The organism is Bradyrhizobium sp. 33ap4, assembly GCF_032654765.1.
In the GTDB taxonomy this organism is placed as follows: Bacteria; Pseudomonadota; Alphaproteobacteria; order Rhizobiales; family Xanthobacteraceae; genus Bradyrhizobium; species Bradyrhizobium australafricanum.
In genome coordinates this window covers 1-21,433 of the sequence record NZ_JAUMTJ010000070.1, presented here as the reverse complement: position 1 = coordinate 21,433, position 21,433 = coordinate 1, and the positions used below count along the sequence as shown (strand labels likewise).

The window sequence follows — 21,433 nt, the reverse complement described above, 5'->3', positions numbered from 1 at the left end:
ATGTGCCGCCATGGTCGACCATCTCCTGATCTTCATCGCTTTCGCCTTCCTGCTCGCCGGCTTCGTCAAGGGGACGCTCGGCCTCGGCCTGCCGACGGTCGCGATGGGGCTGCTCGCAACCACGATGGCGCCGGGCCAGGCGATTGCTATCGTGATCGTGCCGGCGATCGTCACCAATATCTGGCAGACCTTCGTCGGCCCCTATCTGCGCGACATCATCAAGCGGCTGTGGCCGTTGATGCTCGGCACCGTGGCGGGCATCTGGATCAATGCCGGGCTGCTGACCGGGCCTTACGCGGCCTACGGCACCGTGGTGCTGGGCGTGCTGCTGGTGATCTACGCGATCGCCGGGCTGAGCCGGTTCAGCTTCAAGGTCGCGCGGCGCGACGAGAAATGGATCGGCGGCATCGTCGGCGTCATCACCGGGCTGATCTCGGCGGCGACCGGCGTTCAGGTCATCCCCTCGATGCCTTTCATGCAGGCGATCGGCATGGAGAAGGACGAACTGGTGCAGGCGCTCGGCGTGTTCTTCACCACTGCGACCGTGGCGCTCGCGTTCAACCTCACGGCATCGGGCCTGCTGACGGCAGCCACCGCGCTGCCGGGCGCGGTCGCGATGGCGGCGTCGTTCACCGGCATGTTCATCGGCCAGGCGGTTCGCACACGGATGCACCCCGAGGTGTTCCGCCGCTGGTTCCTGATCGCGATGATCCTGCTCGGCATCTATCTCGCCGGCAGCGCACTGCTCAAGATCCACGGCTAGAGCGGCAAAGCGAGAGCCTCAAGGCGCGAGCTAGCGCGCCTCCAGCGTCGCGACGCGGACGCCGAGATAGATGAAGAGCGCGCCGAGCGAGCGGTTGATCCAGGCGATCACGCCGGCCGATTGCCTGATGTGGCCGGCAGCCCGCGCCGCGAAGGCCGCAAGACCAAGGCACCACAGCGTGCCGCCGGTGATGAAGATCAGCCCGAGCACCAGGAAGGCGAGCGTCTTGTGCGGCGAATCGGCCGCCACGAATTGCGGCAGGAAAGCCAGGAAGAACAGCGCCACCTTGGGGTTGAGGATATTGGTCAGCGCCCCCTGCCAGAACACACGCGAGATCGAGGTCTCGCCGCCCTGCCCCGTGATGTCAGCGACTGGTCTGGCGCGCGCCAGCAGCATCTGCAGACCGGTCAGCACCAGATAGGCCGCGCCGACCAGCTTGACGGCCAGGAACGCGGTCGACGAGGCCATCAGCAGCGCCGACAGCCCGATCGCCGCACCCAGCACATGAACCAGGCAGCCGCAGCTGATTCCGACCGCCGCAGCGGCTCCGCCGCGCCATCCGAGCTGAATCGTGCGCCCGATGATATAGGCGGTATCCGGCCCCGGTGTGACGTTGAGCAGCAGGCCGGACAGGACAAACAGCCAAAGTTCGTGAATTCCCAGCATGGCAGTGAGATTAACCTATGCAAGTAACCGCCCGGAAAGGATGATCAGCCAGCCGGCGCCATCCCAGCGACACACGAATTCAGTAGAGAAACCACTGTACGATCCGTTGGTCGCATGCCAATTCCTGCTACTATGCATTATAGGTGCCTGCAAACCGGGCTTCCGCCGGACCCGGCCTGTCTTGTAAGTATCGGATTCGGTCACCTCGGCTAAGTGGCCATTCCAGGGCACAGGAGACATGGAAAGACGGCTCGCTGCCATTCTTTGCGCTGACATCGCCGGCTATTCCCGCATGATGGGTGCCGACGAGGCGGGGACGCATGCCTCGTTCAAGGCGCACCGCAGCGCGATTTACCCGATCATCCTCAATCATGGCGGCCGAATCGTCAAAAACACCGGCGATGGCTTCCTCTTGGAATTTCCGAGCATCATCGGCGCGATCGAGGCCGCCGTCGCGATGCAGACCCTGATGGCCGAGCGCAACGAACATTTGCCGGCCGACCGCGCCATGCACTTCCGGATGGGCGTCCACATGGGCGACGTGATGGCCGACGAGGACGAGGTGTTCGGCGACGACGTCAACATCGCAGTCCGTCTCGAGACGGTCGCAACGCCCGGCGGCATCGCGGTGTCGGACAAGGCCCGCACCGAAGCGGGACGGCGGCTTGCCGTCACCCTCGTCGACGCCGGCCCGCACCGCTTCAAGAACATCGCCGAGCCGGTCAATGTCTGGACCTGGGCGCCGGCCGGATCCGATGCCCAGGAGCAGGTTCCGGACGACGGCCCGCATCTGCCGGGGCAATACCGGACCGCAATCGTCGGCGTGCTGCCGTTCGACAATCTGAGCGGCGGCGCCGACGAATATTTCTCGGACGGCCTGACCGAGGACCTGATCCACGCGCTGTCGCTGCAATCCTTCTACCGCGTGCTGAGCCGCAACTCGACCTTCGCCTACAAGGGCAAGAACGTCTCGACGCGGCTGATCGCGCGCGAGATCGACGCGACCTATCTGATCCAGGGTTCGGTACGGCGCGCCGGCAACAAGATCCGCGTCTCCGCCGAGCTGATCGCGCCGGAGAAGGGCGAGCAGCTGTGGACCGGCCGCTACGACCGCGACATGGGCGACCTGTTCGCGATGCAGGACGAGATCACCGCGAATCTCTCCGCCGCCGTCGCGCAGGAGATCTATCGCGCCGAAGCATCGGCACCGGCGCGCTCGCCGAACGCCGAACTGACGGCGTGGGATCGCTTCCTGAAGGGGCTGTCGCACTACTACCAGCAGACCAAGGACGATTGCGAAACCGCGATCGCGCTGTTCAAGGAAGCGATCGAGCTCGACCCCGCGCTGTCGATCGCGCGCGCCTATCTGGCGCTGATTCAGATCCAGAGCATCCAGTTCGGCTGGATTCCGAGCACGCGCGAATTGTGGGCCTCGTCGGTCAGCCTGGCCGAGAGCAGCGTGCGGCTCGACCCGCGCTCCTCGTTCGCGTTTTCGCTGCTGGCCTATCTGCACGCGATGCAGGGCCATTACGAAGCCGCGATGGACGCCATCAAGCGGGCGATCGAGCTCAACCCCTACGACATGGGCGCGCGCGGCGTGCTGGGAATCTGCCACATGGTGATCGGCGACCATCGCAAGGCGGTCGATCTGTTCTCGACGGCGGTCCAGCGCGGCAACAGCGACCCGCGCTACCAATGGGCGGCGCTGAACGCGTTCAGCCATTATCTGCTCGGGCAATATGACGCGTCGCTGTCGTGGTCGCGCGAGGGGCTGTATCTGAACCCGAACCATCTGCAGTGCCTTGCGGTGCGCACCGCAGCGCTCGCCCAGCTCGGCCGCGCCGACGAGGCCGCGCAGGCGGCCGAGGCCCTGCTCGCCAACCATCCCGAGCTGACGGTCGAGCGTCACTTGCGCAATTTCCACTGGAAGAACCCGGCCGACATCGCGCATTATCGCGACGGCCTCTTGAAAGCCGGGCTGCCGTTCGGCAAACTCGCTCTGGTTGCATCCACCTCGAAATTCGCCGTCGACTCCTGAGCGAATTCATCCACCGGTAATGGATGCTTTTTAAGCTGAAGCTTTTCAGGATGTGGTTTGATGTCCGATACGGCTGCAAGCGCGGCGCCCGCCCCGCAGATTTCTCCTGACAATCCGTGCCCTTTCCTGCGGGCGCTCGCCGCCGGCAACTATGTCGGCGGCCATATCGTGCCGCTGCCTGAACTGACCGGGACCATCGGGCGCGCAACCGGCAAGACCGGGTTCGAGGGATTCACCGCGCGGGCGAAGATCTTCATGGTGGCGCAGATCGCCAACGGCCTCGGTCCTTTCAGCCAGCTGCGCAGCCTGTTCCAGGGCGCCATTCTCGACGCGTTACGCAACGGCCCGCTCGACAAGCACGGCGCCGGCTCGCGCATCCTCGACCAGCACGCGGTGGTCCATGAGGACGAGATCGCGCGGCTCGCGACCTTCGGCAGCGACCACAAGGCACCCGACGGCAGCGTCGAACGCGGGCTGTCGGCCGCCGAGATCAAGACCTTCATGGCGGCGAACTTCCAGCGCGCCAAGGACGAGCATCCGCCGTCCTACGGCATCCTGCACTGCTACTATCCGCTCCTGATGCTAGGCGAGTGGCCGGTGCTGCTCGACATCATGGGCAAGGGCGAAGGCAAGGACCGCTATCTCAGCGTCGCCGAGGTCAGGACGCTGTTCGTGGACAAGCGCTTTCCTGACCGGATCGTCGCGCTGCTACAGCGCTAGATTTTTGTTGGACGCGTTTTCTTCACGCGAACCGGTTTCCCCTTCGCTCGAAAACGCCATGTTTCACTTGAACAGCGGCGTGCCCGGCACGAACGCATCGAACGCCGCCCAGAATTGGCCGCGGTAGCGGTCCTGCTCCTGCAGGATTTCGTGCTTGGAGCCGGCGATCACCAGATGCGAACCGGCGCGCAAGTGATAGGCGAACTCCTCGATCGCGGCCGTCGACACCACCTCGTCATTGCTCGCCGCCAGCATCAGGATCGGCTGGCGGATTTCGGACGGATACGACGTGCCGCGGAAGGTGCGCATCGCGGTGAACGCGGTGTCGGCCCATGCGATCGTCGGCGCCGCGATGCCGAGCGTCGGATCTTCTTCCAGGATCGCCGCGTTGCGGGCATGGCGCACCGGATCGCTGGTGACGGGATTGCCGATGAAGGGCGCGAGGCCGACCAGTTCGTCGCTACCGCCGGGAACATAGCGGCCGCCCTGCCCGGCCAGCCGCATGATCCGAAGCAGCGCGCTCGGGAAGAACGACACGCGGCGGCGCGGCAGGTCGATCATCGGCGCCGACAGCACCATGCGGTCGAACCAGCGCTTGCCGGCATGCGCGAGGCGCAGCATCACCGCACCGCCCATCGAATGCGCCAGCGCGAAATAGGGCGGCGGGCAATCCGGCAGCACCACCTGCTGCACGAAGGTCTCGACGTCGACCTCGTAGTCGGCGAAGTCGCGCACATAGCCCTTGCGGGGATCGCGCAGCCGGCGCGACGAGTGGCCCTGCCCGCGCCAGTCGATCATCGCCACCGCAAAGCCACGGTCGCGCAGATCGCGCACGGTCTCGAAATATTTTTCGATCATCTCGCCACGCCCGCCGAACACGCAGACCGTGCCCTTGCGGCCGGGCGGCGGCGCCCAGCGCGCAAAGCGCAGCTCGGCCCCGTCTGGTGTCTTGATGGTACCACTGACAACGTCGTCCGGAACCGGGTTGGCGGGAATCGAGACGAGCGTCATGAAGGGGACCGGAGTGGTGAGACAGGGTGGAGATCAAGGACGCCGGCGCCGAAAAATGCGACGCGGTTTCCGCCTCTTGAACGCGACGTGACCCCTCCCATATCATTTCCGTGCAGGCCGCTACCAGTGCTTCGGAACCGAAACATCAGGCTGCACACATCTAAGCCCGGCCCGATGGCGGGCGGGTAACTGAAACAGTCGCTCAATGGAGGACTATTCCTATGCGTAGCTACGACCTCACTCCGTTCTATCGTTCCACCGTCGGCTTCGACCGCCTCTTCAACCTGCTCGATCAGGTGACCTCGGACGGCAGCCCCGGCTATCCCCCCTACAACATCGAGCGCACCGGCGAGAATGCTTACCGGATCAGCGTTGCGGTCTCCGGCTTCTCGCAGGCCGAGCTTTCGATCGTCGCGAAGGAGAACACGCTGACGATCAAGGGCGAGAAAACCGCCAACGAGAACTCCGGCAACGGCGCCGAAGTGCTCTATCGCGGCATCGCCTCCCGCGCCTTCGAGCGCGTCTTCCAGCTTGCCGACTTCGTGCAGGTGAAAAACGCTTCGCTCGAGAACGGTCTGCTCCACGTCGATCTCGTCCGCGAGATTCCCGAGGCCAAGAAGCCCCGCAGCATTCCGATCGGCGGGGGCGAGAAGGCTCCGCAGGTCGTTGACGGCTCGGGCGGCAAGGTCGCCGCCTAAGCAACAAATCCCGCGTCAGCAGATATTGGCTGATCGCGAAAACGCCCCGGGAAACCGGGGCGTTTTTTGTTGCCGGTAAACGCTACTCCAATCCCTGCACCTTGGGCATTGCCTGGGTCGGCAGGATCGCGGGCGCCGGCGGCGGAGCACCCTGACCGACGGTCGGAGCCTCGGCTTGCTGGACGGCTTGCTGCGCAGCCTGGGCCTCGGCCGGCTTCGGGGCTGCGGCCTGCTCGGCCGTCGCGGGTGTCGCTGCCTGAGCAGGCTGCGGCGTGGCCGCCTGCGGGACGGCGGCCTGGGCCGCCGGGGCCGGAGCCTGGGCTGCCGCCGGCGCTTGGGCTGCCGCCGGAGCCTGGGTCGCCGGAACCTGAGCCGCCGGAACCTGGGCTTTGGCCCCCAGCGGGTTCCGCTTCGGCACCGGCACGCGGCTGGCGACATGCGGGATGGGGAGTGGCGGGCGCGGCACCCGGGCCTGGATCGGCCGCGGCATCGGCCCGACGGGACCGTCGGTCGCGCTCATTTCCTCTTCGTAATTGTCGCCGAGCCGGGAGGCCGGCGTGAAGCGGATGATGTGGCCGTCGCGGGCATCGATCACCAGCCGGCCGTCGTCGCCGCCCTGGTCGATCACCGAGATCGTGTAGACGAACCCGCGCTGTCGGGGCGCGCCAAGCGGCAAATAGCCGTTCTCGCGGAGCACGGTATAGACCTCGACCGGCGGCAACAGGCTCGGGACCCGGCCAAAGCGCGGCGGCGGCGGAACCTCGGGCATGGCGGCATAGGGCCCGTCCATGTCGGATACCCTGACCAGAAGCGGGCTGCCGATCCGGGCGGACGTCGCCAGCTGGGCCTCGGCCGAGGCTGCGCTGAGCGCGAGGACGGCGGCAGCAACCGAACCTGTGAACAACTTCATCGCCGTAACTCCTGTCTGCCCCGCCCTGGAGCGTTTCCGCTCTCTTGCCGGCTTGCCCGGGGCAAAACTTCAGTTTCAAATTCGGCGGTCCTTGGTCCCTCCTTGGGCCAGATCACGGCGTGTTTGCTTCGAATCGGGGGCGCCACATGCCCGTCGAGCCGTTCGATCCGAGCATGCGGGCGAGGACTTCCTCGCGCTTGTGTGATAGACAAAAATTTGGCAAGGTCTAAGTTAGGACAGTAGAGCTGTCTCAATTTCGAGGCCATCCCGGCATAGGGATTGCAACGAGACCTCGGCGCCCCGAGCTCCGAGAATGCTGCAGGCAGGGCCGTTCCTCAGGGGACGTTGAAACGCCCGTCGTCTGAATTTAGGAAAATGCGGCTCGCGGCGGACGAGCGGTGGCCCGGTGGGTGCCGCAACGTCCAAGGTGCGCCAAATACGGTGGGGCCCTTACGAAAGGGAGAGGACACATGAGCGGGTCGGAATTCGAGCGCGAAAACATCGTGGCAGGAACGCTGTCGGCGACCGCGGACTCGAAAGCCGCCGAGCCCGCGCGTGAGTTGCATACTTGGCGCCCCGAAGCCGAGGGCCTGTACGATCCCAGCCTGGAAAAAGACTCCTGCGGCGTCGGCTTCATCGCCAACATCAAGGGCCAGAAGTCGCACCAGATCGTCTCCGACGCGCTGAACATCCTGTGCAACCTCGAGCATCGCGGCGCCGTCGGCGCCGACCCGCGCGCCGGTGACGGCGCCGGCATCCTGGTGCAGATCCCGCACGCCTTCTTCGCGCGCAAGACCGCGGAGCTCGGCTTCAAGCTGCCGCAGCCCGGCGAATACGCCATCGGCGCGCTGTTCATGCCGCGCGATGCCGCGTGGCGGAACGTGATCAAGAGCATCATCGCCGACGAGATCAAGAACGAGGGCTTCAAGCTGCTCGGCTGGCGCGACGTGCCCAGCGACAATTCATCGCTCGGCGTCACCGTGAAGCCGACCGAGCCCTACCACATGCAGGTCTTCATCGGCCGCAATGGTGCGGCCAAGACCGAGGACGATTTCGAGCGCCACCTCTACATCCTGCGCAAGTCGATCTCGCAGGCGATCTATCAGCGCCGCGACCGCGGCATGGCGGGCTACTATCCGTGCTCGCTGTCGTGCCGCACCGTGATCTACAAGGGCATGTTCCTCGCCGACCAGCTCGGCAAGTACTATCCCGACCTGCATGAGGCCGACTTCGACAGCGCGCTGGCGCTGGTGCATCAACGCTTCTCGACCAACACCTTCCCGACCTGGTCGCTGGCGCATCCCTACCGGATGATCGCCCATAACGGCGAAATCAACACGCTGCGCGGCAACGTCAACTGGATGGCGGCGCGACAGGCTTCCGTGCATTCGGAGCTCTACGGCAAGGACATCAGCCGCCTGTGGCCGATCTCCTATGAGGGCCAGAGCGACACCGCCTGCTTCGACAACGCGCTCGAATTCCTGGTGCAGGGCGGCTACTCGCTGCCGCACGCCGTGATGATGATGATTCCGGAAGCGTGGGCCGGCAATCCCCTGATGGATGAGCAGCGCCGCGCGTTCTACGAATATCATGCCGCGCTGATGGAGCCGTGGGACGGCCCGGCCGCGATCGCCTTCACCGACGGCCGCAAGATCGGCGCGACGCTCGATCGCAACGGCCTGCGCCCGGCGCGCTATCTCGTCACCAAGGACGACCGCATTGTGATGGCGTCCGAAATGGGCGTGCTGAAGATTCCTGAGGACCAGATCGTCACCAAGTGGCGGCTGCAGCCCGGCAAGATGCTGCTCGTCGACCTCGAGCAGGGCCGCCTGATTCCCGACGACGAGATCAAGGCCGACCTCGCCAAGAGCCATCCCTACAGCGACTGGCTGCATCGCACCCAGATCCAGCTCGAGGAACTGCCGGATGCGCCGGCCAAGGGCGTGCGCTCCAACCTGCCGCTGCTCGATCGGCAGCAGGCGTTCGGCTACAGCCAGGAAGACATCGCGATCCTGATGACGCCGATGGCCGCCACCGGCGAGGAAGCCGCCGGCTCGATGGGCAACGACACGCCGATCTCGGCGCTGTCGGACAGGCCGAAGCAGCTGTTCACCTACTTCAAGCAGAACTTCGCGCAGGTGACGAACCCGCCGATCGATCCGATCCGCGAGGAAATCGTCATGAGCCTCGTCTCGATCATCGGGCCGCGGCCGAACCTGTTCGACCTGCAGGGCGTCGCCTCGACCAAGCGCCTCGAGGTGCGGCAGCCGATCCTGACCGACGCCGATCTGGAAAAGATCCGCTCGATCTCCGACGTCGCCGAGACCCACTTCAAGTCGCGCACGCTCGACACCACCTTCCACGCCGGGTTCGGCGCTGCGGGCATGGAGCAGGTGCTCGACGAGCTCTGCGCGCGCGCCGAGGGCGCAGTGCGCGAGGGCATCAACATCATCATCCTGTCGGACCGCATGACCGGCACCGACCGGATTCCGATCCCGTCGCTGCTGGCCTGCGCCGCCGTGCATCATCACCTGATCCGCACCGGCCTGCGCACCTCGGTCGGCCTCGTCGTGGAATCCGGTGAGCCGCGCGAGGTGCATCACTTCGCCTGCCTCGCCGGCTACGGCGCCGAAGCGATCAACCCCTATCTCGCGTTCGAAACCATCCTCGCGATGAAGGACCGGCTGCCCGGCGCGCTCGACGACTACGAGATCGTCAAGCGCTACATCAAGTCGATCGGCAAGGGCCTGCTCAAGGTGATGTCCAAGATGGGCATCTCGACCTACCAGTCCTATTGCGGCGCGCAGATCTTCGACGCGGTCGGCCTGAAGGCCGACTTCGTCGCCAAGTATTTCGCCGGCACCCACACCCGAATCGAGGGCGTCGGCCTCGGCGAAATCGCCGAGGAGACCGTGCGGCGTCATACCGACGCGTTCGGCGACGGCCAGATCTACAAAAGCGCGCTCGATGTCGGCGGCGAATATGCCTACCGCACCCGTGGCGAGGACCACGCCTGGACCGCGGAATCGGTCTCGACGCTGCAGCATGCCGTGCGTGGCAATTCGCAGGAGCGCTACCGGGCGTTCGCCAAGATCCTCAACGAGCAGTCCGAGCGTCTCTTGACGCTGCGCGGCCTGTTCCGGATCAAGAGCGCCGAGGACGACAAGCGCAAGCCGGTCAAGCTCGAGGACGTCGAGCCGGCCAAGGACATCGTCAAGCGGTTCTCGACCGGCGCGATGTCGTTCGGCTCGATCTCGCGCGAGGCGCACACCACGCTCGCGATCGCGATGAACCGGATCGGCGGCAAGTCGAACACCGGCGAAGGCGGCGAGGAGTCCGACCGCTTCAAGCCGATGCCCAACGGCGACTCGATGCGCTCGGCGATCAAGCAGGTCGCCTCGGGCCGGTTCGGCGTGACGACGGAATACCTCGTCAACTCTGACATGATGCAGATCAAGATGGCGCAGGGCGCCAAGCCCGGCGAAGGCGGCCAGTTGCCCGGCCACAAGGTCGACGCGACGATTGCCCGCGTCCGGCATTCGACGCCGGGCGTCGGCTTGATCTCGCCGCCGCCGCATCACGACATCTACTCGATCGAAGACCTCGCCCAGCTGATCTACGACCTCAAGAACGTCAATCCGGACGGCCAGGTCTCGGTGAAGCTGGTGTCCGAGGTCGGCGTCGGCACGGTTGCCGCCGGCGTCGCCAAGGCGCGCGCCGACCATGTCACCATCGCGGGCTTCGAGGGCGGCACCGGTGCCTCGCCGCTGACCTCGATCAAGCATGCCGGCTCGCCGTGGGAGATCGGTCTTGCCGAGACCCATCAGACGCTGGTGCGCCAGCAGCTGCGCAGCCGCATCGCGGTTCAGGTCGACGGCGGCTTCCGCACCGGCCGTGACGTCGTGATCGGCGCGCTGCTCGGGGCCGACGAGTTCGGCTTCGCCACCGCCCCCCTGATCGCGGCGGGCTGCATCATGATGCGCAAGTGCCACCTCAACACCTGCCCGGTCGGCGTCGCGACCCAGGATCCGGTGCTGCGCAAGCGCTTCACCGGCCAGCCCGAGCACGTCATCAACTACTTCTTCTTCGTCGCCGAGGAAGTCCGCGAGATCATGGCGCAGCTCGGCTACAAGACGTTCGACGAGATGGTCGGCCAGGTCCAGATGCTGGACCAGACCGCGCTGGTCTCGCACTGGAAGGCCAAGGGCCTCGATTTCTCCAAGCTGTTCGTGCGGCAGAAGGAGGAGAAGGGCCAGACGATCTATCACTCGGAGAGCCAGAACCACCATCTGGAAGCCGTGCTCGACCGCCGGCTGATCGAGAGGGCGCAGGCCGCGCTCGATCGCGGCGCCCCGGTCAAGATCGAGGAAGAGATCAACAACACCGACCGTTCCGCCGGCGCGATGCTGTCGGGCGCGGTGGCCAAGATCTACGGCCATGCCGGCCTGCCGCTCGACACCATCCATGTCGGCCTGAAGGGCACGGCGGGACAGGCGTTCGGCGCCTGGCTCGCCAAGGGCGTCACCTTCGAGCTCGAGGGTGAAGGCAACGACTATGTCGGCAAGGGCCTCTCGGGCGGCTGCATCATCGTCAAGCCGCCGAAGATCTCCGGCATTGTGCCGGAAGAGTCGATCATCGTCGGCAACACCGTGATGTACGGCGCGATCGCGGGCGAGTGCTACTTCCGCGGCATCGCCGGCGAGCGCTTCGCGGTGCGCAACTCCGGCGCGGTCGCGGTCGTCGAGGGCGCCGGCGATCATTGCTGCGAATACATGACCGGCGGCATCGTCGTGGTGCTCGGCAAGACCGGACGCAACTTCGCGGCCGGCATGTCCGGCGGCATCGCCTATGTGCTGGACGAGGCCGGCGACTTCGACAAGCTGTGCAATCTTTCGATGGTCGAACTCGAGCCGGTGCTGTCGGAGGAGATGATCAACGCCGACACCTACCACCACTCCGGCGATCTCGAGGCGCATGGCCGGGTCGACGTGTTCCAGAACCTGCTCGACTCCGACGTGGAGCGGCTGCACGTCCTGATCACGCGTCACGCCAAGCTGACGGGTTCGAAGAAGGCGGCGGAGATCCTCGCCGACTGGAAGAGCTGGCTGCCGAAATTCCGCAAGGTGATGCCGGTCGAGTACCGCCGCGCGCTGAAGGAAATGAAGGCGAACGCCGACGCCGAGCCGAAGATCGCGATCGGCGCGTAGGGTTCATCACGCGTCATTCCGGGGCGCGCAAGGCGCGAACCCGGAATCTCGCAAGGCAACTTCAAGATTCCGGGGCGCGCAAGGCGCGAACCCGGAATGACGGAACAACTGAGATGCAGGGGCATCGGGTTTCAATGGGTAAGATCACAGGTTTTCTCGAGATCGAGCGGCATGACCGCAAGTACGAGCCGGTCGCCGATCGACTCAAGAACTTCAGGGAATTCGTCATTCCGCTGAGCGAGAAGGACACGCGCGACCAGGCTGCGCGCTGCATGAATTGCGGCATCCCCTATTGCCACGGCACCGGCTCGACCGCGCCGGGCACGCCGGGCTGCCCGGTCAACAACCAGATCCCCGATTTCAACGATCTCGTCTATCAGGGCAACTGGGAAGAAGCCTCGCGCAACCTGCACTCGACCAACAATTTCCCCGAATTCACCGGCCGCATCTGCCCGGCGCCGTGCGAGGCGTCCTGCACGCTCAACATCGACGACAACCCGGTCACCATCAAGACCATCGAATGCGCGATCGTCGACCGCGCCTGGGACAATGGCTGGCTGAAGCCGGAGATCGCTGCCGTTAAGACTGGCAAGAAGGTCGCCGTGATCGGCTCGGGTCCCGCCGGCATGGCCGCCGCGCAGCAGCTCGCGCGCGCCGGCCACGAGGTGCACGTCTACGAGAAGTTCGCCAAGGCCGGCGGCCTGCTGCGCTACGGCATTCCCGACTTCAAGATGGAGAAGGGCATCATCGATCGCCGCGTGGCGCAGATGGAAGCCGAGGGCGTCACCTTCCATTACGGCAAGGCCGTGGGCGGCTCGACGCCCGGCGCGATCGATCCGCAGGAGCTCGCCAAGCAGTATGACGCCGTGGCGCTGACCGGCGGCGCGGAAGCCCCGCGCGACCTGCCGATTCCCGGCCGCGAGCTTTCCGGCATCCACTTCGCGATGGACTTCCTGCCGCAGCAGAACCGCCGCGTCTCCGGCGAGCCGCTGAACGGTGCCGCCGACATCCTCGCCGGCGGCAAGCAAGTCGGATCGTAGCCATGTCGTTCTGTGAGCCAAGGAGTTGAGTGTTATAGTTGTCTTCCTAAGACCGCTTGGCCTCCGACTTGCCGCCCGAGCACGAGAACAAGGGCGTGACCTGGCCGAACTGGCCGCTGAAGATGCGCACGTCGTCGAGCCAGGCCGAAGGCGCGGTGCGCGAATTCGCCGTGCTGACGACCAAGTTCGAAGGCGTCGACGGCAAGGTGACGAAGCTGCATTGCGTCAAGGTCGACGATAAGTTCAAGCCGCTGCCCGGCACCGAGTTCACGCTCGACGCCGAGCTCGTGCTGCTGGCGATGGGCTTCGTCCATCCGGTGCACGAGGGCCTGCTCAAGACGCTGGGCGTCGAGCTCGATCAGCGCGGCAACGTCCGCGCCTCTCTGCACGACTACCAGACCTCGCGCGCGAAGATCTTCTCCGCCGGCGACATGCGCCGCGGCCAGTCGCTGGTGGTCTGGGCGATCCGAGAAGGCCGCCTGTGCGCGCGCTCGATCGACACCTTCCTGATGGGGAAGACCGATCTGCCGGGGTGAGCCCTCGGCGGTTTCGGCAAGCTATCTCCACACACTGAACTGTCATCGCCTGCGAAAGCGGGCGATCCAGTATTCCAGAGACGTCAGAGAACAACGGAGAAGCCGCGGCATACTGCGTGCCCCGCGTTCGCGAGGCACGACACCTCATTTGAGATGCGACTTGCGCACCCTCGCCGCTAGTTCTGCACCCGCACGCCGAGCATCACCACCGTCGACGCCGAGCTCTGTCCCGGCTGGTTGGAATCCAGCCAGTCGCGGCGCAGCGTGCCCTTGATCCAGAGGCTGCGGGTCATCTTGTAGATCAGGTCGCCTGACACCGAGTAGATCGTGTCGTTGCGGTTGTCGCCCTGGTAGTCGAGCGTGCCGTAGGTGAACTTGCCGATGCCGGTCAGCCAGCGGCGGAAGTCGTGGTCGACCTCGACGGTGTAGGTGCGCGACAGCACGCCCGAGGTGCCGGGCAGCGTGGTCTCGCCGATCTGGGTGTCGGAATAGAATTTGGCCGTGGTCAGCGGCGTCGCGGTCCAGGTCAGCGAGGCCGTTGTGAGCAGGCCTTCGAGTCGGCTAAGCCGCGGGTCGACATAGTCGCGCATCGCATAGCCGATCGAGATCTCACCGAACAACAGCCGGGTGAACTCGAACGACGTACCGACCTTGGCATAACCGCCCGATGAATTGCGCGCGTAACCGTTGCGGTCGAGATAGAGATCGTGGAAGCGGCTGTCGCCCTCGACTTCGACAAAGGGCTTCACGGCTGGATTGAGCTCATAGCTGACGCGGCCGACGCCGCCGTATTGGGTGAAGTTGCGGTCGTCGTTCGACGAAGAGGTGCCGTCGGTGAGCTTCGACCATTGGTAGTCGGTGCGGTCGACGGTGCCGCCGAGCGAAACCTGCATGCGGTTGAAATGCTGGTCGATGCCGAAGGTGCCGCCGACCGTGGTGTAGATCGGATATCTGGCGAGGCCGGCCTGCACGTTCGGGCTGCCGGGATTGTCGGTCGAGACCAGCAGGCGGGCCTGCCCCAGCAGATGCGTGTCCTTGGTGACGTCGAGACGGCCGTCGATATGGCCGGTGAAGTTCGGACGGTCGATGTCGAGCGGCGCCGACAGCGGCGTGCCGTCGGCGTTCGGCGTCAGCCCGGAGCCATAGCCGTTGAAGGAGCCGCGCAAATCGGCGACGACGGCGTGACGCTCCCAGTCGGAGACCGCGAGGAATTCCGGCGCGACCATGTAGAACGCCCTGCCCTGCGGCGAGTAGAGCCGACCGGGGTTGGTGTCGTAGCCGGCCATCACCTCGACCGCGGTCTTGACCATGAACGAGCCGGCATAATCGCCGACCGCGCCGAACGGATCGTCGTCGATCCTGAGCCGCTTGCGCGGCGGCTGGCCGACGATGGTACCGGCCATCGCCGGCGGCAGCGGCGTCTTGTTGGCGGTCTCCGAGGGAGGGATCGACAGCCGCAGTTGTCCCGTGGCGTTCAATGGCGGCGACGTCGGCTGCGGCGAGCCCGGTCCGGCCGGCGGCTTCGGTTTGGCCTGGCCCGGGTAGTATTTCGGCTTCTGGCGTTTGCGGTTGAGCGAGTCATAGCCCGACGTCGAGGCGCCGTTCGCCGCGGGGAGCCCGTAGGTCGGGACCTGCCCGATCCGCGTCGTCGATGTTGATGTCGATGAAGACGAGGAGGAACGGCGTTCGCGATCGGCGTCGGGCAGCCTCAGGCCGTTGAGCGGATCCATGGCGTCGGCCGTGGTCCGGCGCAGCGGCGAATCCTGCGTGATCACCTGGCTCTGGCGATTGGGGCTGAACAGATCGGGCGTCACGGTCTGGGCCGCGGCGAACCCGGTGGTCACGGTCAGCGCCAGGACGGTCACGGCAGGGCATGGCAAAACCGCGCGGACGAGGCGTCCACGCCGGTCTTGGCCGCTTGCTGGCCGCCGCAACACGATGGAAAAACTCCAACGAATTCACATACTTGTCGGACGAACTCCACCGGGCGGCGGAAAACGTCGTTAATGGAGTTAAAACAATTATGGTTAATGAGCCGTTGAGGATCGGCCGCCGCGCGTCGCATCGCGGAATCGAACGTGCTAAGGGAGACGCCCGGGTGCAAAACCCTCCCTTGGAATCCTAAATGGCCAAACCGAAACCGCTGATGACCAAATCATCCGGCCCCGATGACGGCGCCGTTCAATCGGCGCTCCGCACCCTCGATGCCGAAGCAAGCGGCGTCGCAGCCCTCTCCGCGGCACTGAAGTCCGACCTCGGCGCGCCGTTCGCGGCCGCGTCCGAGTTGATCGGCAATGCCAAGGGACGGCTGATCGTCACCGGGCTCGGCAAGTCCGGCCATATCGGGCGCAAGATCGCCGCGACCTTTGCCTCGACCGGCACGCCGGCGTTCTTCGTGCACGCCGCGGAAGCGAGCCATGGCGATCTCGGCATGATCACGATCGATGACGTGATCCTGGCGCTGTCATGGTCCGGCGAGCAGCCGGAGATGCGCAACCTGATCGCCTATGCCGCCCGCTTCGGCATTCCGCTGATCGCGATGACGGCCGACAAGGACTCGACGCTGAGCAAGGCCGCCGACGTGCAGCTGACGCTGCCGAAGGCCCGCGAGGCCTGCCCGCACAATCTGGCGCCCACCACGTCCTCGCTGATGATGCTGGCGCTCGGCGATGCGCTGGCGATCGCGCTGCTCGAGGGCCGCGGCTTCACCTCGACCGATTTCAGCGTGCTGCATCCGGGCGGCAAGCTCGGCGCGCTCCTGAAATATGCCCGCGACCTGATGCATGGCGGCGACGCGCTGCCGCTGAAGCCGCTCGGCACCAAGATGTCGGATGCGCTGGTCGAGATGACCTCCAAGGGTTTTGGCTGCGTCGGCATCGTCGACCGCCACGGCCATCTCGTCGGCATCGTCACCGACGGCGATCTGCGCCGGCAGATGCGCCCCGACCTTTTGACGCTGTCGGTCGACGAGGTCATGACGAGGACGCCGAAGACGATCAGCCGCGACACGCTGGCCGGCGAAGTGCTGGAACTGCTCAACGCCTCGAAGATCACGACGCTGATCGTGACCGACGCCAAGAAGCCGGTCGGCATCATCCATCTGCACGATCTGCTGCGCGCGGGCGTGGCGTAGAGCCGCGCTTTCTTCCGTCATTGCGAGCGAAGCGAAGCAATCCATCTCTCCTCGCGCGGAGACATGGATTGCTTCGTCGCTTTGCTCCTCGCAATGACAACTATGCTGGAAATCTTGCCGCGGTTTCCTCCAGCGGCAGGGCCAGCGCGTTGGCGAGGTAGGAGACCGTGCGGTAGAAGCCGCACAACAGGATGATCTCCAGGATCTGGTCCTCATCGTAATGCGCCGACAGCGCCGCGAATTCCTCCTCACTCAATGTCGCGCGGGCATGCAGCGCGTCGACTGCCGTGATCATTGCCTGTTCGGCCTGCGACCAGCAGCCGGCATCGGCCGCACCGCGCACGGTGGCGTGGACCTGCTGCTCCGTCAGTTCGGCGGCCGCGCCGAACGCCGTGACGTGGACGCCCCATTCATATTCGCAGGCATTGAGTGCGCAGGTGCGGTCGATCACGATCTCCCGCGCCCGCAAGGGAAGCGGCCCGCGGTCCAACAGGCTGCCACCGCGAAACTTCTCCCAGGCACGCGGATGGCCGGCCAACATGCGGAACAGCACCAGCGGCGGCTTGCCGCGCATGATGCGATCGAAATGCTGTTGAACGTCCGCCGGATAAGGCGGATCGAGCGGCGCGAGGCGTGACATGGCCGGATCCAGTTGCTACATTTAATGTAGCAACACGCTACAATATCTGTAGCGGATCGCAAGAGGGATTCGAAAGGAATTCGCGACATGCCGAAGCAGGGCCCAGTCACAAGACCCGGCGTCCGCGGCTCGCGGTCCGGCCGCCCGATCATGGCGCTGCTCGATCTCTTGGGACGGCGCTGGACCTTGCGCATCATCTGGGAGCTGCGCGAGGGCGCGCTGACCTCGCGCGCGCTGCGCACCGCCTGCGACGAGGCCTCGCCGACGATCCTGCAGACGCGATTGACCGAGCTCCGCGAGGCCGGGTTCGTTGAACTATCGGAGGATGGTTACGGCCTCACCACGCTCGGCCGCGAGTTATTTGCGACATTCACGCCGCTCAACCGCTTCGCCGAGCGCTGGAGCAAGCAGGGCGGCAGCTAGACCTCGGCGGCCGTCAGTGTGTAGCCCGCATGAGCGGAGCGACATGCGGGCCCGGTTTCCCCGGGTATCACGGAGCCTGTCATCGGGCGCGCATGCGCGCGACCCGTTGGCTCACCCGGGCTACGGATTACTCGCCCGAAGCAGCATCGGACGCTCGGGGCCGAGTCGTCGTCGATGGCTCAGGCCAGACTAAGCGATCGCCACCGTCAGGCTGGCGCCGTCGGCGCGGACGACCTTCACCCGGCTGCCGGCCGGCGCATCGGGGCCGGCGACGCGCCACACCGTATCGTCGATCCGCACCGTGCCTGATCCGTCAACGATCGGCTTCTCCAGCGTGAATTCGCGGCCGACCAGGGCTTCGTTGCGGCGGTTGAGGAAGGGATTGGTCTTGCTTGCCGCCGTCGCGCCCTTCGCGAAATGCCGCCATGCCGGCACCGCCAGGGCGGCGAACACTGCGAACATCAAGAGCTGTATCTGCCAGGACGGCGTGAAGGCGAACGACAGCAGGCCGACCAGCAGTGCCGCGAGCCCGAGCCAGAACAGGAACACCCCGGGCGCCACAAGCTCCAGCGCCATCAGGATGAAGCCGAAGATCAGCCAGTTCCAGGTACCCAATGTCGAAAACATCTCGGCCATGACGTGACCTCTACCATTGCGGGCGCGACGCCGTCACGCCCTTACCGCTGCGGCGGCACCGGAGGCGGCGCCGTCGGGCCGGCCGGCGGCACCGAGCCGCCGCGCCGTGCTGCGGCCGTAGCGGACGCCGCACTCTCGCCGAAGGTAGCCCGGGCGATCTCGCCGATGCCGGCCAGCGAGCCCAGCACACTCGAGGTTTCGATCGGCAGCATCAAGACCTTCTGGTTCGGCGATTCCGCGAGTTGGCCGAACGCCTTGATCTACTTGTCGGCGATGAAATAGTTCAGCGCGGCGACGTCGCCCTTGGCGATCGATTCCGACACCATCTGGGTCGCCTTGGCCTCGGCCTCGGCAAGCCGTTCGCGCGCCTCGGCGTCGCGGAAGGCGGCCTCGCGGCGGCCCTCGGCCTGCAGGATCTGACCCTGCTTGGCGCCCTCGGCGCGCAGGATTTCGGATTGCCGCTGGCCCTCGGCCTGCAAAATGTCGGCGCGCTTGACGCGCTCGGCCTTCATCTGCCGGCCCATCGCCTCGACGAGGTCGGCCGGCGGCACGATGTCCTTGATCTCGATGCGGTTGACCTTGACGCCCCAGGGCGACACCGCGGCGTCGACCACGCGCAGCAGCCGCTCGTTGATCTCGTCGCGATGCGACAGCACCTGATCGAGATCCATCGAGCCCATCACCGAGCGGATATTGGTCATGGTCAGGACGGTGATCGCCTGGTTGAGATTGGCGACCTCGTAGCTCGCCTTGGCGGCATCGAACACCTGGTAGAACGCGACACCGTCCACCGTCACGGTGGCGTTGTCCTTGGTGATCACCTCCTGCTCGGGGATGTCGATCACCTGCTCCATCATGTTGATCTTGCGCCCGATGCGATCGAAATAGGGCACGATCAAATTGAGGCCGGGCGACAGCGTGCGGGTGTATTTGCCGAACCGCTCGATGGTCCAGTCAAAACCCTGCGGAACGGTCTTGATCCCGGCGAACAGCGTAACGATGACGAGAAGAACAAACGCGATCGCGAAAACGTCGAAGCCAGTCATAAAGTCCTCCAGGGCCGGCGAGACCGTCGCCAGTCACGGCGTGCATTGGTCGGCAGGACCGCTCCGCCGGTTCAGCCGGCTGTTGTTCTCCCTAGCACATAGGAAGCTGCTGTCGGATGACCAGATGCCAACGAATGCCCGTGCCCGGTGTCACGGATCGTTAACAATCAGATCCAGCCTTGTTAAATCCAGCCTTGTTAGATCCAACCTTGCAGCTCGCGCAGCACGAGCTGGCGGATCACGTCCATGCCGCCGTCGCTGTCGTTGAGGCAGGGGATTGCCGCAAACTGCTCGCCGCCATTGTGCCGGAAGATCTCGGCATTCTCCTGCGCGATCTCCTCTAGGGTCTCCAGGCAATCGGCGGAGAAGCCGGGCGTGACCACGGCAATGCGCCGCACGCCGTCCCTGGCCAGCTTCTCGACCGTCTTGTCGGTATAGGGCTGCAGCCACTCGGCCTTGCCGAAGCGTGACTGGAAGGTGAGGATCAGCTTGTCGGCATCGAGCCCGAGCCGCTTGCGCAGCGCATTGGTCGTGGCGATGCATTGCGCCTGATACGGATCGCCCTTGTCGACATACTCCTTCGGCATGCCGTGGAACGAGGCGACGATGATCTCGGGCTGGAACGGCAATGTCGCGAGGTGCGCATTGATCGAGACCGCAAGCGCCTCGACGTAGTCGGGATCGTCGTAGTAAGGCGGCGTCACCCGCAGGATCGGCTGCGCGCGCATGCCGGCCAGCACGCGAAACGCCTCGTCGCAGACGGTCGCCGACGTCGCGGCGGAATATTGCGGATAGAGCGGCACCACCAGCAGCCGGCCGCAGCCCTGCGCCGCGAGCGCCTCGATGCGCTCCTTGATCGAGGGGTTGCCGTAGCGCATCGCCCAGTCGACCACGACGTGATCGTGATCGGCGATCGCCTCCGCCAGCTTGTCGGCCTGCGAGCGCGTGATGGTCTTCAGCGGCGACTCGTTCTTCTCGGTGTTCCAGATCTTCAGATAGTCGCGCGCCTTGCGGGCCGGACGGACCCGCAGGATGATGCCGTTGAGGATCAGCTTCCAGAGCAGGCCCTGATCCTCGATCACCCGCGGATCGGACAGGAATTCCTTGAGATAGACCCGCACGCCGGCGGCATCCGCCGTATCGGGCGTGCCGAGATTGACCAGCAGCACGCCGACGCGTTCCGGCTTCGGCGCCGCGGCAGACTTCGCGCTCTCGAAGGGGATCACCGTGCTCATGATGGCCTTGCGCTTGATATCCTTCGCCTGGGAGCTTTGGGCTTCGCGCGTTGCTCCAACCTTGTCAAGCCGAGTGCGGGTTGGCTACGTTCCCTGCGGAATAAGGGGGAACCATGACGATCGCCGAATGGTGCGTCTTCGGGACGCTGATGCTCTCGTTGCTGACGATCGTGTCGGTGAAGTGGACCGGCTTCCGCAGCTTCGACAATGCCAGGCCGCGCGATCCCGACTTCTACGACGACCCGATCCGCTCGCGGGCGCTCGGCGCGCACCAGAACGGCATCGAGGCCTTCCCGTTCTTCGCCTTCGCCGTGCTGCTCGCCGAATTCCGCGTCGGCCCGCTGCGACTGATCGACGAGCTCGCCGTGCTGTTCCTGATCGTGCGGATCGCCTACGTCTTCACCTATATCGGCAATCGCCCGACGCTGCGCTCGATCCTCTGGAGCATCGGTTTCGCGATCAACATCGCGATCTTCCTGCTGCCGGCGATCAGGGGCTATCTGACGAGTTGAGCCTGTTTCTTCTCCCTCTCCCCGTTCTTACGGGGAGAGGGCTGGGGTGAGGGGCCGTCTCCGCAAATTCGATGGAAGCGAGCGTGCGGAGACTCCCCCTCACCCGAAATTCGCGCACGCGAATTTCGACCTCTCCCCGCAAGCGCAGGGGTGTCCGGGGAAATTCAGGCATAGTGGAGCTCCATCTGGTCAGGTGAGATGGTTGATTTCCGACGGCTG

General features: G+C 65.4%; 15 protein-coding genes and 3 pseudogenes. 10 read left to right on the top strand and 8 right to left on the bottom strand.

Going from position 1 to position 21,433, the window contains the following annotated elements:
* The first annotated feature begins 10 nt into the window (after positions 1-10).
* The gene (locus Q2M23_RS36850) at positions 11-763 is read left to right on the top strand and encodes a sulfite exporter TauE/SafE family protein (RefSeq protein WP_316398659.1); all 753 of its coding nucleotides are present in this window, start codon (positions 11-13) and stop codon (positions 761-763) included.
* A 30-nt stretch (positions 764-793) separates the two neighbouring features.
* Here Q2M23_RS36850 and Q2M23_RS36845 read toward each other — a convergent pair whose 3' ends face one another.
* Positions 794-1,429: a LysE family translocator gene (locus tag Q2M23_RS36845; RefSeq protein WP_316398658.1), complete on the bottom strand. Its 636-nt coding sequence runs from the start codon at positions 1,427-1,429 to the stop codon at positions 794-796.
* A 238-nt stretch (positions 1,430-1,667) separates the two neighbouring features.
* Between Q2M23_RS36845 and Q2M23_RS36840 the strand changes: the two genes are divergently transcribed.
* Entirely contained in the window at positions 1,668-3,467 is a 1,800-nt protein-coding gene (locus Q2M23_RS36840) for an adenylate/guanylate cyclase domain-containing protein (protein ID WP_057016253.1), read from the top strand.
* Between the two features lie 60 nt (positions 3,468-3,527).
* Positions 3,528-4,187 (top strand): hypothetical protein, encoded by a 660-nt coding sequence (locus Q2M23_RS36835; RefSeq protein WP_316398657.1) that lies wholly within the window; start codon positions 3,528-3,530, stop codon positions 4,185-4,187.
* Positions 4,188-4,250: 63 nt separating this feature from the next.
* Here Q2M23_RS36835 and Q2M23_RS36830 read toward each other — a convergent pair whose 3' ends face one another.
* The gene (locus Q2M23_RS36830; protein ID WP_057016251.1) at positions 4,251-5,198 is read right to left on the bottom strand and encodes an alpha/beta fold hydrolase; all 948 of its coding nucleotides are present in this window, start codon (positions 5,196-5,198) and stop codon (positions 4,251-4,253) included.
* Between the two features lie 221 nt (positions 5,199-5,419).
* On the opposite strand from Q2M23_RS36830, the gene Q2M23_RS36825 reads away from it, so the two are divergent.
* Complete coding sequence (locus Q2M23_RS36825) at positions 5,420-5,896, top strand: Hsp20 family protein (protein ID WP_092087522.1); 477 nt, start codon at positions 5,420-5,422, stop codon at positions 5,894-5,896.
* Between the two features lie 82 nt (positions 5,897-5,978).
* On the opposite strand, the gene Q2M23_RS36820 is transcribed toward Q2M23_RS36825, so the two are convergent.
* The gene (locus tag Q2M23_RS36820; RefSeq protein ID WP_316398656.1) at positions 5,979-6,806 is read right to left on the bottom strand and encodes a hypothetical protein; all 828 of its coding nucleotides are present in this window, start codon (positions 6,804-6,806) and stop codon (positions 5,979-5,981) included.
* Between the two features lie 470 nt (positions 6,807-7,276).
* On the opposite strand from Q2M23_RS36820, the gene gltB reads away from it, so the two are divergent.
* From gltB to Q2M23_RS44200, 3 genes and pseudogenes are all read left to right on the top strand, one after another.
* Positions 7,277-12,013, top strand: a complete 4,737-nt coding sequence (gene gltB, locus Q2M23_RS36815; protein WP_229192682.1) for a glutamate synthase large subunit — start codon at positions 7,277-7,279, stop codon at positions 12,011-12,013.
* Positions 12,014-12,147: 134 nt separating this feature from the next.
* A pseudogene (locus Q2M23_RS44205) lies at positions 12,148-13,044 on the top strand (glutamate synthase subunit beta); the annotation flags it as partial.
* Positions 13,045-13,124: 80 nt separating this feature from the next.
* A pseudogene (locus tag Q2M23_RS44200) lies at positions 13,125-13,589 on the top strand (FAD-dependent oxidoreductase); the annotation flags it as partial.
* A gap of 176 nt (positions 13,590-13,765) precedes the next feature.
* On the opposite strand, the gene Q2M23_RS36805 reads toward Q2M23_RS44200, so the two are convergent.
* Positions 13,766-15,454, bottom strand: a complete 1,689-nt coding sequence (locus tag Q2M23_RS36805; RefSeq protein WP_316398655.1) for an outer membrane beta-barrel protein — start codon at positions 15,452-15,454, stop codon at positions 13,766-13,768.
* A 260-nt stretch (positions 15,455-15,714) separates the two neighbouring features.
* Between Q2M23_RS36805 and Q2M23_RS36800 the strand changes: the two genes are divergently transcribed.
* Positions 15,715-16,722: an SIS domain-containing protein gene (locus Q2M23_RS36800; protein WP_057016246.1), complete on the top strand. Its 1,008-nt coding sequence runs from the start codon at positions 15,715-15,717 to the stop codon at positions 16,720-16,722.
* A 100-nt stretch (positions 16,723-16,822) separates the two neighbouring features.
* On the opposite strand, the gene Q2M23_RS36795 is transcribed toward Q2M23_RS36800, so the two are convergent.
* Positions 16,823-17,362, bottom strand: coding sequence for a carboxymuconolactone decarboxylase family protein (locus Q2M23_RS36795; RefSeq protein WP_316398654.1), 540 nt, complete (start codon positions 17,360-17,362; stop codon positions 16,823-16,825).
* An 87-nt stretch (positions 17,363-17,449) separates the two neighbouring features.
* Here Q2M23_RS36795 and Q2M23_RS36790 point away from each other — a divergent pair, with 87 nt between their 5' ends.
* Complete coding sequence (locus Q2M23_RS36790; protein WP_316398653.1) at positions 17,450-17,785, top strand: helix-turn-helix domain-containing protein; 336 nt, start codon at positions 17,450-17,452, stop codon at positions 17,783-17,785.
* 189 nt (positions 17,786-17,974) lie between these two features.
* Here the strand turns inward: Q2M23_RS36790 and Q2M23_RS36785 are convergent, their stop codons facing one another.
* The 3 genes and pseudogenes from Q2M23_RS36785 to hemH all read right to left on the bottom strand — a co-directional run bounded on the left by Q2M23_RS36785 (position 17,975) and on the right by hemH (position 20,702).
* Positions 17,975-18,421, bottom strand: coding sequence for an NfeD family protein (locus Q2M23_RS36785; RefSeq protein ID WP_057016243.1), 447 nt, complete (start codon positions 18,419-18,421; stop codon positions 17,975-17,977).
* A gap of 41 nt (positions 18,422-18,462) precedes the next feature.
* Positions 18,463-19,467 (bottom strand): annotated as a pseudogene (locus Q2M23_RS36780) (SPFH domain-containing protein).
* Positions 19,468-19,664: 197 nt separating this feature from the next.
* Complete coding sequence (hemH, locus tag Q2M23_RS36775; protein ID WP_316398652.1) at positions 19,665-20,702, bottom strand: ferrochelatase; 1,038 nt, start codon at positions 20,700-20,702, stop codon at positions 19,665-19,667.
* A gap of 113 nt (positions 20,703-20,815) precedes the next feature.
* Here hemH and Q2M23_RS36770 point away from each other — a divergent pair, with 113 nt between their 5' ends.
* The gene (locus tag Q2M23_RS36770; protein ID WP_016842609.1) at positions 20,816-21,214 is read left to right on the top strand and encodes an MAPEG family protein; all 399 of its coding nucleotides are present in this window, start codon (positions 20,816-20,818) and stop codon (positions 21,212-21,214) included.
* Positions 21,215-21,433: the final 219 nt, after the last annotated feature.

Bases quoted from the DNA above. Each gene is read 5' to 3' on its own strand.
- Q2M23_RS36850 (WP_316398659.1), top strand. From the start codon at position 11: ATGGTCGACCATCTCCTGATCTTCATCGCTTTCGCCTTCCTGCTCGCC.
- Q2M23_RS36845 (WP_316398658.1), bottom strand. From the start codon at position 1,429: ATGCTGGGAATTCACGAACTTTGGCTGTTTGTCCTGTCCGGCCTGCTG.
- Q2M23_RS36840 (WP_057016253.1), top strand. From the start codon at position 1,668: ATGGAAAGACGGCTCGCTGCCATTCTTTGCGCTGACATCGCCGGCTAT.
- Q2M23_RS36835 (WP_316398657.1), top strand. From the start codon at position 3,528: ATGTCCGATACGGCTGCAAGCGCGGCGCCCGCCCCGCAGATTTCTCCT.
- Q2M23_RS36830 (WP_057016251.1), bottom strand. From the start codon at position 5,198: ATGACGCTCGTCTCGATTCCCGCCAACCCGGTTCCGGACGACGTTGTC.
- Q2M23_RS36825 (WP_092087522.1), top strand. From the start codon at position 5,420: ATGCGTAGCTACGACCTCACTCCGTTCTATCGTTCCACCGTCGGCTTC.
- Q2M23_RS36820 (WP_316398656.1), bottom strand. From the start codon at position 6,806: ATGAAGTTGTTCACAGGTTCGGTTGCTGCCGCCGTCCTCGCGCTCAGC.
- gltB (WP_229192682.1), top strand. From the start codon at position 7,277: ATGAGCGGGTCGGAATTCGAGCGCGAAAACATCGTGGCAGGAACGCTG.
- Q2M23_RS36800 (WP_057016246.1), top strand. From the start codon at position 15,715: ATGGCCAAACCGAAACCGCTGATGACCAAATCATCCGGCCCCGATGAC.
- Q2M23_RS36795 (WP_316398654.1), bottom strand. From the start codon at position 17,362: ATGTCACGCCTCGCGCCGCTCGATCCGCCTTATCCGGCGGACGTTCAA.
- Q2M23_RS36790 (WP_316398653.1), top strand. From the start codon at position 17,450: ATGCCGAAGCAGGGCCCAGTCACAAGACCCGGCGTCCGCGGCTCGCGG.
- Q2M23_RS36785 (WP_057016243.1), bottom strand. From the start codon at position 18,421: ATGGCCGAGATGTTTTCGACATTGGGTACCTGGAACTGGCTGATCTTC.
- hemH (WP_316398652.1), bottom strand. From the start codon at position 20,702: ATGAGCACGGTGATCCCCTTCGAGAGCGCGAAGTCTGCCGCGGCGCCG.
- Q2M23_RS36770 (WP_016842609.1), top strand. From the start codon at position 20,816: ATGACGATCGCCGAATGGTGCGTCTTCGGGACGCTGATGCTCTCGTTG.